The sequence below is a fragment of the Pseudoalteromonas sp. UBA6610 genome (assembly GCF_002433295.1).
Classification (GTDB): Bacteria; Pseudomonadota; Gammaproteobacteria; order Enterobacterales; family Alteromonadaceae; genus Pseudoalteromonas; species Pseudoalteromonas atlantica.
The window spans coordinates 1-13,799 of sequence record NZ_DJHW01000001.1; the positions used below are offsets into that span (position 1 = coordinate 1).

Consider the following 13,799-nt stretch of genomic DNA (forward strand, 5'->3'; position numbering starts at 1 on the left):
TCTACTTTATCGGGGTCAGATCAAAACGCTAAAATTTTTAAAAGGATTTTGTATGTTACCAAAATGTCTGAATTGCCAAAAGAATATATCATTAGCTTGGTTTGTTGTTGCTCGTATGTCTACAAAATATAGGTGTACTGAATGCGGGGCGCTCCATGAATTTACCCAAAGGCATAAGCTGATTGGTATTATTGCTGTAATTCCTCTGATAATTTTAGTGAATATTTTAGAAACTATTATTCCATCTTCAGTATTAAGATTTGTATTTCTTTTAGCACTAGCAGTTACTGTAATGGTTTTTATACCTAAACAATATAAACTTTCAGATCATGATAATTTGAAAGAATAGGTTAGATGGGTTTGTGTAAACCCATCAAGCGTTTAACTATAGATTTTTAATGTGTGACTCTATCGCCCCAAATTTCTTCTAGGCGGTTATCGCGTCCGCAGCGCCAGCGGTAGGTATTGTAGCGTATGGGGTTATTTTTATAATAATCCTGATGGTAGCTTTCTTTACCTTTAATTGGGTAAAAAGTGCTGGCATTAAGTATAGGCGTTACCACTGTTTGATTTGGGAATTCTGCTATTACGGCTTGTTTGGTTTGCTCTGCTATTTTGCGCTCTTGCTCGTTAGCTACAAATATGGCGCTTAAATAACTTGGGCCTTTATCGCAAAATTGGCCTTTGGCATCAAAGGGATCAATATTTACCCAAAAATGATCAAGTATGCCTTTGTAGCTTACTATATCAGGGTCGTAAGTAATTTGTACTGCTTCATAATGGCCTTGATGGTTACCATTGTAGGTCGGGTTTTTAATTTTACCGCCGGTAAAACCCGATATAACATCTTTTACGCCTTTGAGCTTTTCAAAGTCGCTTTCCATACACCAAAAACATCCACCGGCTAAAACTGCTTTTTCGGTTTTGGCTGCATGTGAAAAGGTGCTAAACAAAATTGCGGCAGATGTTAATGCAAGCGTAAGTGATTTTTTCATAAAATAATCTACCCCTAGTATGAGTTTAAATACATATTCTTTATAACTAGACCTGCTAAGTGTTATTACTATTTCATTGTTTTTAGTAGGCTAACGTGAATATCGAAAAAGTAATATACGTAATGGTTTTTAATTAAGGCCATACGTACATTAGCTAACCTCTGTAGCACAATGTTGTATTATCAGAGTGTGTTTATTAAAGTGAAAGCATTGAGATAAAAGTAGCAGGTGTTAAATGAACCAGTTAACCGAAAAATCGATAAGTTGCCCGTATTGCGGCGAAAGTATAGAAGTATTATTAGACGCGGCAGATATTGGTGAGCAATACATAGAAGACTGCCAAGTATGTTGTAAGCCTATTTCGTTTGTTGTTTTTGAAGATGAAGACGAGTTAAAAGTAAATGTATACAGTGAAGACGATACGTTTTAATCCTTCGTTACTCTTTATATAGGTGGCTGCACAGTGGCAGCCACTACCGTTTATACACGGGTGCTAGCTATTGTTTTGATCTCGGGCTAATTGGTTTGGTAACAGCTCTTCTACTATTTCGCGAGCGGGGAGTGTATAACGTGTGCCGTCAAACATTACCGAGGTAAACTCGTTTATATTAGTAATGCCTGTTAGGGTCCAGCCCTCACCACGTTTAGGGCAGTATACGGTTGTGGTAGGTTGAATTACTTTAAAATCGTCGCTCATTATTGCTCTCAATATTGGCTATAAAGATAATGCTTGTGAATACGCTATGGTAAGTTAATAATGCTTAACCATAAAGCGCTATTTTAACTCCTGTATAAAATGTTTAAAACAACTCAGCTTGAACGCGTTACATTGCGTTTAATTACCCATAAGCATGCCCCGCAGTTATTTTCTATTTTGAATCACCCGCAAGTGAGCGAATTTAACGACTATAAAACCCCATTAAGTAAATGCCAAATTAAGCAATTAATACAAGACGATATTACCGCCTATTACGAAGGCGAAGTGATAAGAGTGGCTATTGAACATAATATAAATGGCAAACTTATGGGCACCTGCGGGCTTTATAATTTATCGCCTTGTAAAAGTAGGGCGTTTATTGGATTTGAGCTTGATCCTATGTATTGGGATGAGGGCATTATGTTTGAGGTAATTACCGGCTTTGTTAAAACACTTAAAGAGGCTATACCGCTAAACTACTTAGCGGCGCAGGTAAGTGCACATAATGCGCGTTCGCATAACTTATTAGTTAAATTAGGCTTTAGTTTGGGTGAGCATTCTATTTGGTATAAACACGTTTAGTACTGCATTAGTAATGTATTAGTGCTGCATTTACATTATACACGTTAGTAAATTTCATCATAAGAGGAACAAATGCAATATAAAAAATAGCCAATTTGGCTTATAGTTAAGCGTAAGCAAATGAATTTGTTACCCGAGTTTTTAAAACGTGTTCGCTTAACAAGGATTTTATATGCTAGAAAAACTATCTCAAGATGCCCTCGTTATTTGGGCCACTATTGACCCAATAGGGACTATGGCGCTTTTTGCTGCGCTCACTTCTCATTTAACTGATCAACAACGTCGTAAAACTGCTTTTAAAACTGTGCTATATGCAGGTGCTGTGTTACTTGGCTCTATTTTAATAGGGCAGCTTATTTTAAATGCGATGGGTATACGGCTGGTATCGTTTCAGTTAGGGGGCGGGATAATTTTATTTTTGTTTGGCCTACAAATGATATTTGGTAATGATTCAAATAAAGCAAAACAAGACCCAGGGCACGATATTGCAGTGTTTCCCCTTGCTATACCTGCTACCGCCACACCAGGGGCTATTTTAGCCGTTATATTACTTACCGATAATCACATTCACCCAATTACAACCCAAATAGGCACAGCGTTAATTACACTGGCAGTGTTGGGTGTAACCTTAATTTTGTTGTTGCTGTCGGGCAAAATTATAAAGCTAATTGGTATTGGCGGAGCGTCTATTTTAACGCGTGTGATGGGGATGATACTGGCTGCTTTTTCTGTAGAGCTGATAATGACTGCACTTGAAGTTAAGCAGTGGGTAACACTAGGGCCCTGATGAATCTTAAGGTTTGTTATAAAAAAGGCATGTACTGTATTTATATACAGTGCATGCCTTTTTGCTTATAATCGCTTTAATTAATACTTGTTTGCTAAGGCTAAAAAACTGACTTTACAACGCAATTAACTAAAGCAACAACCATTGCTGGTGGGTTTATAGCAAAAGAACACATCATACTAAATTGTTATTAAGTGCTTAACTTAGCTAAAGAGTGAAGGAGAATAAAAGTAGCCAATAAATAGGGGGTAATTGGCTACTTAGTGCGCTTTAGGTTTAACAAGAAGGGCGATAGCTACAACGGCGCTTAAAATACTGCATATTATAAATACGTTATGTTCACCCCCAGGTATGTATTCCATAAACGAGGTAAAAAACTGACCGGAGAACACAGCCATTGTGAAATACGATAAGTTACGTCCGCGTACATTTTCTGGGCTTAGCTCTACGGTCATGTGGTTTAAAAGAGGAATGCTAAAACCAAAGCCAATACCAATTAATAGCGCGCCTAATACTAATATCAATGTACTTGATTGCATAAAGCAAAGGTATGATAAACCAAAGGCAAAAAATGCGATTGCTAATACATTTTTCTCACTAAGGAGCTTAGTTGCTTTAGGCATAAATCCCGCTGTAAATACCGCAATTAACGATATAAAAGCCAATAGTTGGCCTATTTCTGATTCATTAAAATTTAGTGCGTGCAAGGTAATAGGTAAAAGCACAGTTGAGGTAAAAAATATGGTCATAGCTAGGGTTGATACTATATAAACCCCTTTAAGCGTTAATGCGTTTGAATTGCTCTTTTTTATTTGTTGAGTTTGCTCTGTGTTTTGGGCGTTTAATTGCTGCTTCCGGGGTACAAACATGAGCAACATAGCTAAAAATACCCAAGCAATTAAATACAAAGCAAGGGGTAATCCCCAATACATTGACGCTAAAACACCGCCTAAAAATAAAAATATAACGCCACCTAGCTCTATCGCCATGCCTTGTTTGGCAATCATATTCAGTCGGGCTTCGCCGCTGTACCACGTTGAAATTAATACGGTGCAACTTGCCATCACTATTGCTGTAATACCACCTAATGCAAAACGATTAATAAATACTAAGGTTGGGCCATGTAAAAAGTAGGCACATGCACCCACTAATCCGTATAAAAATAAACCTATTATAAGTAAAGGGTATGCGCCGTACTTGTCTATTAATCTTCCGGCTAGGGGGGCAAACACCACCGCACCTAAAGAAGGTAAAGTAATTAATAATACGCTGTTGCTTTGTATGCCTAAGCCATCAGCAATGGTAACTAAACCCGGCGCTAATAGGGTGCCAACCATTATGGTTAAGCTGGCAATACATAGTAGAGTAAAATTACCGGCGGTTTTGAGTGAACTCATTTTCTCTCCATTAATTTTCGGGTGAATTTATAAGTATGTTTACAGGCATTATTAATACGCAGCGCACACAGCTTTTATAAAGTGATATAACAAATAATAGCGATTGTTAACGCATTCATACATTTAAATTTTTTCATTATTTAACGTTTAAAATAAAAAAGCCCAGCATATAGCTGGGCTTTGTGTGTTGTTATGGTGGGAAATTAAAACTTGTATCTAAAACCAAATGCAATCCCGTCGTCTTCTGAGGCTTCCATTTGCGATTGCTGGTCTTTGTCTTCACTTTCAAAGTCGCTAAAATCTTTACGGGCTTCAGCGTAGGCAATGGTGTTTTCGTCAATTAAGTAATGAACACCAATCACAGCAAATTGACGTTTGAATACATCATTAGGATCGGTATTAAAGTTAGGTTGAATAACGTAATCGTCACCGGCATCTAAAATGTTATAAGCCACAAAAGGGCGCACATCATTATCAAAACGGTACGACATAAAGGTTTCTACACCAATAGAGTCTTTAATTAAGCGCCCAAGGTTATCGGTATCGTGGTTTTCACTTTTATTTATGTTAGCGGCAACGTATAAACCTGGTTTTTCAATGCTGCCCCACATTACACCCGCACCAAAAATTAAGTCTTCAACAGTTTGTGTTGTGCCATCGCCATATGTTACATCAAATTCACCACGGTTTACGCCTGCTGTTAACGTTAGCATGTCGGTTGCGTTATAAGTTACAGACCCACCAAAGGTGTAGTTAAATTCTACTTCTTGAGCTGCGCTGTCGCCATCATTCCACAGGGCTTCACACGCTTCTTCAGAAATGTCATCAACATCACAGGTATAAAATTCACTGTTTTTAAGTTGCGCTTGAACTGCAAAGCTAAAGTCGTTGTAGCTATTACGGTATTGAATTAGTTTATCACCACGGCCAGTACCATTTACTGCACCGTCGTCTTTATTGTATGTGTAAACACCCGCAGCATTACCATCCCATACAAAGCTGTTATTGGTGCCATAAACTACGTCGTACCACGCACCCCATTGTTTACCAATGGTAATTTGCCCGTACTTTTCGTGCGAAAGGCCTGCATAACCTAAACGGTTATATAAAAACTCATCTTGAATAGATTCAAAGCGGTTATTGTAAATAATATCGCTACTACCAACAGGGTTTACACCCCATTCAACTAGCGCTAGTGCCGACCAGTCTTTTTTAAGTTGGCGAGTAAAGCCAAAGTTTATACGCGATGTACCATTTACCACTTCGGTTTGGTTTTGCGTATTAATAACGCGCACATCAAGGTAACCACCTACTTTAATAGTGTTCTTTTCATCCTTATAGAGCTCTACTGCTGAAGCAGCTGGCGCAACTACTATGCTTGTTCCTAATAGTAGGGTTACAAAGTTTTTAATCATTTGTGATGCCTTGTGTGTATTAACTTTAAAAAGTGACATTAAATTTAGAAGGCATGAAGACTAGCAAAGCCCTAATGGGCTCAAAAGTGAAAAATAATCAATGAAATTAACACCAAAAATGAATAAATATTCACTGGAGGTTAATGGTGTTTTTTATCTGTTAAGGGATATGTTTTTTTTGATTAAAAACTACGTAAATAGTGCTGAAAGTAGCGCAAGTCAGTGGGTTTTAAATTGAGTTTTTTTCATGTTGGATAAAAATAAAACGCTAGTGCAAAAACTCTAAAAAGCATTTTATATCATAAATATATACCCAGTTATCTGTTTTTTAAAATGCTTTGCGATAAACAATCGACTTATTAAGTTAAACGGGTTTATTAATTAAAATTTAAACCCTGATATGGCACACAAATCGCGCTATTATTTTTAGCTAAGCGCATTTTTTTAGTTGAATAAGCATTCACTGGCTTAATCGCGTTATTAGGCACTATTTGTTAGGCATTAATTTACGCCTTTAATGAGTGGAATAGGGCATAGTTCATACGCTTTCAACCTTAAACTTTCATAGAAAAAAAGCTGTATTTAGTTTAAACTGCGCGCAATTTAAATACATCATGTCCCCTTGGAGGGTAGCGCTATTATTAGTACAGCTAACATCACCATGCAATTTGGTGCTAAACCGTTATTTGAAAACATATCTGCAAAGTTTGGCGAAGGAAACCGTTACGGTTTAATTGGTGCAAACGGCTGTGGTAAATCTACATTTATGAAAATCCTAAGTGGCGAACTAGAGCCCTCTGCAGGTAACGTAAGTACAGATCCAAATGAACGTGTGGCTAAACTAAACCAAGACCAGTTTGCTTACGAAGAATACTCTGTAATTGATACTGTGATCATGGGCCATAAAGAATTATGGGATATTAAACAAGAGCGCGATCGCATTTACTCATTACCAGAGATGAGTGAAGAAGACGGCATGAAAGTAGCCGATTTAGAAACTGAGTTTGCCGAAATGGACGGCTATTCAGCTGAGTCTAAAGCGGGTGAGCTTTTATTAGGGGTAGGTATTTCGACAGAGCAGCATTACGGCCCTATGTCTGAAATAGCACCTGGTTTTAAACTACGTGTGTTACTTGCGCAAGTACTGTTTTCTGACCCTGATATTATGCTACTAGATGAGCCAACCAATAACTTGGACATTTACACCATTAAATGGTTAGAAGATGTGCTTAATCAACGCGACTGCACCATGATCATCATCTCGCATGACCGTCACTTTTTAAACTCAGTATGTACGCACATGGCTGATATTGATTACGGCGAGCTTCGTATTTACCCAGGTAACTACGATGAGTACATGTTTGCAGCAACACAAGCACGTGAGCGCCTATTAAGTGAAAACGCGAAAAAGAAAAGCCAAATTGCCGAACTACAACAGTTTGTATCGCGCTTTTCTGCAAACGCGTCAAAGGCTAAACAAGCAACGTCGCGCGCAAAACGTATTGATAAAATTCAGCTAGAAGAAGTAAAAGCCTCTTCTCGCCAATCGCCGTTTATTCGCTTTGAGCAAGAAAAACAGCTATTTCGTAATGCATTAGAAATGACCAACCTAAGCCAAGGTTTTGAAGACAATACGCTATTTTCAAATTTAGAAGGCTTAGTAGAAGTAGGCGAGCGCATTGCTATTATCGGTGAAAACGGTGTAGGTAAAACAACATTACTTAATACGCTTGCTGGGCGCTTAGCACCTAAGTCGGGCGAGTTTAAGTGGTCTGAAAATGCCAATATTGGTTACTACGCGCAAGATCATGCTGACGAGTTTGAAAAAGACATGAACTTGTTTGAGTGGATGGAGCAATGGCAACAAGAAGGCGACGACGAGCAAGTGGTTCGTGGCTTTTTAGGGCGCATGTTGTTTTCGCAAAACGATATTAAAAAGTCTGTAAAGGTTATTTCAGGTGGTGAACAAGGCCGTATGTTATTTGGTAAAATTATGATGCATAAACCAAATATACTGTTAATGGATGAGCCAACAAACCACATGGATATGGAGTCTATCGAGGCGTTAAACCTTGCATTAGAAGCGTACGAAGGCACATTATTGTTTGTATCGCACGATCGCCAGTTTGTATCATCGGTTGCTACCCGCATTTGGGAGATAAAAGACGGCCAGGTGATTGACTTTAGAGGCAACTACAGCGAATACCTAGCAAGCAAAGAAGTATAAGCACTTTGTAACTGCAACCCTTTAAAAGCCATGTTTAAACGTGGCTTTTTTTGTTTTTGTGAGTCGCAATTAAACTTGGTTTGGGTATAATACCCGCCTAAAACCGGACATAAGTCCGCTATTTTTAAAATACATTACTGAGGAGTATTTATGACTGTTGGCATTATTATGGGTTCTAAATCAGATTGGCCAACCATGGAACACGCAGCGCTCATGCTCGAAAAATTTGGTATTGAGTACGAAACAAAAGTAGTCTCTGCGCACCGCACTCCTCAACTTCTTGCAGATTATGCAAATTCAGCCGCAGATCGTGGCATAAAAGTGATTATTGCTGGTGCCGGTGGTGCTGCGCATTTACCGGGTATGGCAGCGGCATTTACATCGCTTCCTGTGCTTGGTGTACCGGTTAAATCTAAAGCTTTAAACGGTGTAGATTCATTGTTATCTATTTGCCAAATGCCAAAAGGCGTAGCCGTAGGTACACTTGCTATTGGTGAGCCAGGCGCTGCTAACGCAGGTTTACTTGCTGCACAAATTTTAGGGTGCCAAAACCCAGAAATTTTTGCAAAAATTGAGGCATTTCGTAAAGAGCAAACCGAGACTATTTTAGCTAACCCTAATCCTGCAGAGTAAAAATGAAAATTTTAATTTTAGGTGCCGGCCAACTTGCACGAATGATGAGCCTAGCAGGCGCCCCCCTTAATTTAAATGTGGTTGCGTACGATGTAGGCAGCCAAAAAATTATGCATCCGCTAACCGGTGAAATTTACACAACCACACTTGAGCAGGCAATTAGTGACGCTGATGCGATTACCGCAGAGTTTGAGCATATCCCCGATGATGTACTTACACTGTGCTGCAACAGTAATAAATTTTACCCAGGTAAAGCTGCCATAAAAACTGGTGGCGACCGCGCATTAGAAAAAGCGTTACTAGATAAAACAAACGTAGCGTGTGCGCCGTATCAACTGATCACAGAAAAAGCGCATTTAGAATTAGCGGTTAAAACCCTAGGTAAACCGCTGGTTATTAAAACGTGCCAAGCAGGGTACGATGGTAAAGGGCAGTGGCGTTTAAAATCAGATGACCAAATAGAGCAAATTTGGTCGGAAATGGCTGATTTTATTGCCTCTGGCACACAGGATGCGCCACACAGCATTATTGCTGAAAAAATGATCCCGTTTGACCGTGAAGTCTCTATTATTGGTGCACGCGATAAGCAAGGTAATGTGGCTATTTACCCAATTACTGAAAACGAGCACACCAACGGCGTTCTTACTTTGTCGATTGCGGGTAAAAATAACACGCTGGTTGAGCAGCAGGCCCATAGTGCATTTACAAAAATTGCCAACGAGCTTAATTATGTTGGCGTACTTGCCATTGAGTTTTTTGATGTAAACGGTACTTTACTGGTTAACGAAATTGCGCCGCGAGTTCATAACTCAGGACACTGGACACAGCAAGGCTGCCATTGTTCGCAGTTCGAAAACCACATGCGAGCTGTAGCGGGTTTACCACTAGGTAGTACAGAGCTTAAGCATATTACCGCCATGATTAATGTGCTGGGCCAAGGATGTATTCCTACCGAGGTTTTAACAGTCAGTGATGTAACCAGCCACTGGTACGGAAAAACAGCAAAACCTGGGCGTAAAATGGGGCATATTAATGTATCTGCAGATAACATTAATAACCTTGCCGATAAGCTTGGGCAACTTACCGATTACCTACCGGAGCAAGCGTACCCCGGCATTTTAAAAGCCGCTACTGCACTTATGCTAAGTGAGTAAAGGCTGCAATTATCTAATTAAATACCGGCTTAAGCCGGTATTTTTTTGTCATAAAAATAGGTATTAATTGTGTAATACTGGTAAAGTCTATTTTTTAATTTTTTGAAGTAAAAAAATGAAACTAAACATACTTTATGGCGCATTAGCCATTGCCGCTTCATTTAGTTTAAATGCTACAGCCAGCCAAAGCCTTCGTATTGCCACTTTTAATGTGAGTATGGATGCAACTAATCACACGCCAAAAGGCGAGCAAGTTAACCCCGATGCGCTAGTTAATGCACTAAAATCAAACCACCAGCAAATAAAAAATATAGCCGAAATAATTCAGCGTGTTCGCCCTGACATTATTTTATTAAACGAGTTTGACTACGTACCAAAAGCGCAAGGTATAGATTATTTTAAACGCCAGTTTTTAAATGTAAGCCAAAATAAACAAGCCCCGATTGATTACCCATACAGTTTTATTGCCCCTGTAAATACAGGCCTTGCTACTGAGTTTGACCTTGATAACAACGGTAAAAAAACCGCTGTAATGGGCGATGCTCAAGGTTTTGGTTTTTTTGAAGGCCATTACGCGATGGCTATTTTATCTAAATACCCCATTAACCTTGAGAAACTGCGCACGCTTCAAACGTTTAAATATAAAGATATGCCTAATGCGCAAATGCCAATAGACCCTAAAACAAAAGAGAATTGGTATAACACGCAAGAATGGCAAGCGCTTAGGCTTAGCTCTAAATCGTTTTGGGATGTACCTGTTGTAGTAAACAATAAAACGGTGCATGTGCTTGCCTCGCACCCAACCCCGCCGGTGTTTGATGGCGACGAAGACAGAAACGGCAAACGTAATCATGACGAAGTTAGGTTAATTGCCGATTATGTTGCTAATAAAGCCTATATTTACGACGATAACGGCCAAAAAGGCGGATTAAAAGCAAACTCTCGGTTTGTTATTTTAGGTGACTTAAACGCCGCGCCTGAAGGGGATAAAGCACGGGTTGAAACCACCAATCAAATTTTAAATAACCCACTTATAAATTCGCAATTTATACCGCAAAGCGCCGGTGCTAAAGAGCAATACCCGCAGCCATACGCAAAGCACTTTACCGCTAACTGGCAAGCGCGTGTAGATTATGTTTTACCGTCTACCTATGGGTTCAAAATACAAGATGGCGGGGTGTTTTGGCCCACTAAAAACAGCGAGCAATATAGATTAATAAAAGATAGAAACGCATCGAGCGATCACCGATTGGTGTGGCTCGATTTGCTAATAGAGTAAACTCAGCTTTACCGTGAAAATGCGTTATTTATCTTAAAAAATTGCAATAACTCAAGTGCTTCTGCTTAAATACGGCTCAATTATAATAACCGTATAGAAGCACTATGATTTTTAACCTATCGTCATCAAAAACATTAGTAGCGCTTGCTGTAACCTCTAGCATTATGCTTGCAGGTTGTAGTGCTACCGCTAATACCTCTTTATCACAGCAAAGCGCTTTACCAGCAACTCCTGTTGCTGCGGTTGTAAACACACCTGCTGATGCTGGCTCGCAAAATATTACGCTAGAACAAGCCATGGCAAATCCTGATTGGATAGGCAACCAGCCTAAAAATGCGTACTGGGCAAGTGATTCCGCCACCATTATTTATGCTCAAAAGCAGCAAGGCAGTAACCTAAACGATATTTATAGCCAGCCAATTAACAGCAAAAAAGCGATGCAAGTTTCACTTGATAAACTGCATACTGTAGGTGCTTCTAAAGCGGTTTATTCATCAGATAGAACACTTCAAGCTTATACGTTTAAAGGCAATGTATTTGTTAAAAACCTAACAACGGGTGAACTTAAACAAATAACTGCTACCTCAGCTAATGAGTCTAAACCACAGTTTTTAAACAATGGCGATTTAGTTTACCGCCAAGGTAATGTGTTTTTTAAAGTTGATTTAAAAACAGGGCTAAGTACAGAGCTTGCTAACTTAAAATTGGCCGATGAGCCAAAAGGCTTACAAGAGCCAACTAGTTACATAGCAAAAGAGCAGCATAAACTGATTGAGTTTGTGGCGCTACAACATAAAAACAAACAGGATACACAAACACGCAATGAGCAAATAAACGCGCAAAATAGCTCCATTGCTAACACTGCTTTTTATTTAGGTGATGGCAATGTAATTAAAGAAGCGCAACTATCGCCAAACGGTGATGCTTTAATTGTTGTGCTGCAAAAGCAGCAATCGTGGCGTGATAAAGGCGATATTATGCCTAATTACATCACCGATGATGCCACTATAGAGCCTAAAAAAGTGCGCCGTCGTGTGGCTGATGCAAAAGAGCAAACATCATCGGTGATACACATCAACCTTGTAGATAAAACACAAACACCACTGAGCTTTGATACGCTACCGGGCTTTGATGAAGATGTTTTAGCCGAGGTTAAAAAAGAAAACTACGCGCGTGATGGTAAAACGTATAAATCTAAAAAAGCGCCACGCGGTATTAACTTAATTACTAATTGGGGTTTAAACCAAGCTCCCATAGTGTGGAACGATGATGGCACGCAAGTTGCCATTATGCTAGAGGCGTGGGATAACAAAGACCGCTGGATAGCCACAATCGACTTTGATAAAAACGAGCTTGTGTCGCAGCACCGCCTGCATGATGATGCTTGGATAGCTTACGCGTTTAACAATTTTGGCTGGTTACATAATTCAAACACCCTGTATTACTTATCAGAAGAGTCGGGCTATAGTCAGCTTTACAAAAAACCGCTTAACAGCAAAGCAACCGCTTTAACTAGTGGCCAGTTTGAAGTATCGGACATTACGTTAACTCATGATAATAGCGCTATTTATTACAAGGCAAACGTAGAGCACCCAGGCCTTTACGAAATTTACCGTGTTAATCCACAAACAGGTAAAAACGAGCAAGTGACAGACCTTAACGGTATGACCGACTACACGTTAAGCCCAGACGAAAGTAAATTACTGCTTAAGCACTCTAAAATAACAATGCCAACAGAGCTTTTTGTTGCCGATGCTAAAGCAAACACCACGGCTACACAGCTCACCCATACGGTGTCGGATGAATTTTTAGCTAAAAAGCTCACCGCACCTAAAATTGTTGCCGTGCCATCTAGCCACACAGAGCAACCTATTTATGCCAAGGTGTATTACCCAAGTGACTATGTAGAAGGTGAAACAGGCAAAACCCGTAAAGCGGTTATTTTTAACCACGGAGCAGGGTATTTACAAAACTCACACATGGGTTGGTCTGTGTATTTTCGTGAGTTTATGTTTCATTCATTACTTGCCGATGAAGGTTACATAGTGATGGATATGGATTACCGCGCTTCTAAAGGTTATGGCCGCGATTGGCGTACTGCGATTTATCGCCAAATGGGTACACCTGAAACGCAAGATTTAGCAGATGGCGTTAAATGGATGGCGCAAAACGCAAATGTTGATACCAACGCAGTAGGCACATACGGTGGCTCATACGGCGGGTTTATGACCTTTATGGCGCTATTTACTGCCCCTGAGCTATTTCAATCGGGGGCAGCACTTCGTCCAGTAACCGATTGGGCGCATTACAACACCGCTTACACGGCTAATATTTTAAATCACCCAGATGTAGATCCCATTGCGTATGAGCGCAGCTCGCCAATTTATTACGCAAAGGGCTTAAACAAGCGCTTATTAATTAACGCGCCTATGGTTGACGATAACGTGTTTTTTCAAGACTCAGTACGTTTAGTACAGCGATTAATTGAACTTGAAAAACAAAACTTTGAAACGGCTATCTTTCCGGTAGAGCCGCATGGCTTTGTACAGCCGTCAAGCTGGTTAGATGAATACCGCCGTATTCATAAATTATTTAAAGAAACACTTTAATCTTAAATTTAAAAATTAAAGTAT

13 protein-coding genes are annotated in these 13,799 nt (G+C 39.6%); 9 read left to right on the forward strand and 4 right to left on the reverse strand.

What is annotated here, in order from left to right:
• A partial coding sequence (locus tag B4F91_RS00005) for a hypothetical protein (RefSeq protein ID WP_286938633.1) occupies positions 1-349 on the forward strand: 349 nt, incomplete at its 5' end.
• A 46-nt stretch (positions 350-395) separates the two neighbouring features.
• Here B4F91_RS00005 and msrA read toward each other — a convergent pair.
• Positions 396-995: a peptide-methionine (S)-S-oxide reductase MsrA gene (gene msrA, locus B4F91_RS00010; protein WP_286938634.1), complete on the reverse strand. Its 600-nt coding sequence runs from the start codon at positions 993-995 to the stop codon at positions 396-398.
• A gap of 235 nt (positions 996-1,230) precedes the next feature.
• On the opposite strand from msrA, the gene B4F91_RS00015 reads away from it, so the two are divergent.
• Entirely contained in the window at positions 1,231-1,425 is a 195-nt protein-coding gene (locus tag B4F91_RS00015; protein WP_004586615.1) for a CPXCG motif-containing cysteine-rich protein, read from the forward strand.
• A gap of 63 nt (positions 1,426-1,488) precedes the next feature.
• Here B4F91_RS00015 and B4F91_RS00020 read toward each other — a convergent pair whose 3' ends face one another.
• Complete coding sequence (locus tag B4F91_RS00020; protein ID WP_286938635.1) at positions 1,489-1,692, reverse strand: hypothetical protein; 204 nt, start codon at positions 1,690-1,692, stop codon at positions 1,489-1,491.
• A gap of 99 nt (positions 1,693-1,791) precedes the next feature.
• Between B4F91_RS00020 and B4F91_RS00025 the strand changes: the two genes are divergently transcribed.
• Together B4F91_RS00025 and B4F91_RS00030 are read left to right on the forward strand one after the other, a co-directional pair.
• Positions 1,792-2,274, forward strand: a complete 483-nt coding sequence (locus B4F91_RS00025; protein WP_288635310.1) for a GNAT family N-acetyltransferase — start codon at positions 1,792-1,794, stop codon at positions 2,272-2,274.
• Positions 2,275-2,446: 172 nt separating this feature from the next.
• Positions 2,447-3,061: a MarC family protein gene (locus B4F91_RS00030; RefSeq protein WP_004586612.1), complete on the forward strand. Its 615-nt coding sequence runs from the start codon at positions 2,447-2,449 to the stop codon at positions 3,059-3,061.
• Positions 3,062-3,321: 260 nt separating this feature from the next.
• Here the strand turns inward: B4F91_RS00030 and B4F91_RS00035 are convergent, their stop codons facing one another.
• Positions 3,322-4,458: an MFS transporter gene (locus B4F91_RS00035; protein WP_286938637.1), complete on the reverse strand. Its 1,137-nt coding sequence runs from the start codon at positions 4,456-4,458 to the stop codon at positions 3,322-3,324.
• 203 nt (positions 4,459-4,661) lie between these two features.
• Positions 4,662-5,873, reverse strand: a complete 1,212-nt coding sequence (locus B4F91_RS00040; protein WP_064385619.1) for a porin — start codon at positions 5,871-5,873, stop codon at positions 4,662-4,664.
• 637 nt (positions 5,874-6,510) lie between these two features.
• Between B4F91_RS00040 and B4F91_RS00045 the strand changes: the two genes are divergently transcribed.
• The 5 genes from B4F91_RS00045 to B4F91_RS00065 all read left to right on the forward strand — a co-directional run bounded on the left by B4F91_RS00045 (position 6,511) and on the right by B4F91_RS00065 (position 13,775).
• The gene (locus B4F91_RS00045) at positions 6,511-8,100 is read left to right on the forward strand and encodes an ABC-F family ATPase (protein WP_083901794.1); all 1,590 of its coding nucleotides are present in this window, start codon (positions 6,511-6,513) and stop codon (positions 8,098-8,100) included.
• Positions 8,101-8,250: 150 nt separating this feature from the next.
• Entirely contained in the window at positions 8,251-8,733 is a 483-nt protein-coding gene (gene purE / locus B4F91_RS00050) for a 5-(carboxyamino)imidazole ribonucleotide mutase (RefSeq protein WP_024033606.1), read from the forward strand.
• Between the two features lie 2 nt (positions 8,734-8,735).
• A complete protein-coding gene (locus B4F91_RS00055; RefSeq protein WP_096739643.1) occupies positions 8,736-9,887 on the forward strand; it encodes a 5-(carboxyamino)imidazole ribonucleotide synthase in 1,152 nt (383 codons plus the stop codon).
• Between the two features lie 115 nt (positions 9,888-10,002).
• Positions 10,003-11,166, forward strand: a complete 1,164-nt coding sequence (locus B4F91_RS00060; RefSeq protein WP_286938076.1) for an endonuclease/exonuclease/phosphatase family protein — start codon at positions 10,003-10,005, stop codon at positions 11,164-11,166.
• Positions 11,167-11,270: 104 nt separating this feature from the next.
• A complete protein-coding gene (locus tag B4F91_RS00065; RefSeq protein WP_286938078.1) occupies positions 11,271-13,775 on the forward strand; it encodes a S9 family peptidase in 2,505 nt (834 codons plus the stop codon).
• The last annotated feature ends 24 nt before the right edge of the window (positions 13,776-13,799 follow it).

Excerpts from the sequence above, each read along its gene's own strand:
- B4F91_RS00055 (WP_096739643.1), top strand. The coding sequence starts at position 8,736 with ATGAAAATTTTAATTTTAGGTGCCGGCCAACTTGCACGAATGATGAGC.
- msrA (WP_286938634.1), bottom strand. The coding sequence starts at position 995 with ATGAAAAAATCACTTACGCTTGCATTAACATCTGCCGCAATTTTGTTT.
- B4F91_RS00030 (WP_004586612.1), top strand. The coding sequence starts at position 2,447 with ATGCTAGAAAAACTATCTCAAGATGCCCTCGTTATTTGGGCCACTATT.
- B4F91_RS00025 (WP_288635310.1), top strand. The coding sequence starts at position 1,792 with ATGTTTAAAACAACTCAGCTTGAACGCGTTACATTGCGTTTAATTACC.
- B4F91_RS00065 (WP_286938078.1), top strand. The coding sequence starts at position 11,271 with ATGATTTTTAACCTATCGTCATCAAAAACATTAGTAGCGCTTGCTGTA.
- purE (WP_024033606.1), top strand. The coding sequence starts at position 8,251 with ATGACTGTTGGCATTATTATGGGTTCTAAATCAGATTGGCCAACCATG.
- B4F91_RS00020 (WP_286938635.1), bottom strand. The coding sequence starts at position 1,692 with ATGAGCGACGATTTTAAAGTAATTCAACCTACCACAACCGTATACTGC.
- B4F91_RS00015 (WP_004586615.1), top strand. The coding sequence starts at position 1,231 with ATGAACCAGTTAACCGAAAAATCGATAAGTTGCCCGTATTGCGGCGAA.
- B4F91_RS00040 (WP_064385619.1), bottom strand. The coding sequence starts at position 5,873 with ATGATTAAAAACTTTGTAACCCTACTATTAGGAACAAGCATAGTAGTT.
- B4F91_RS00060 (WP_286938076.1), top strand. The coding sequence starts at position 10,003 with ATGAAACTAAACATACTTTATGGCGCATTAGCCATTGCCGCTTCATTT.
- B4F91_RS00035 (WP_286938637.1), bottom strand. The coding sequence starts at position 4,458 with ATGAGTTCACTCAAAACCGCCGGTAATTTTACTCTACTATGTATTGCC.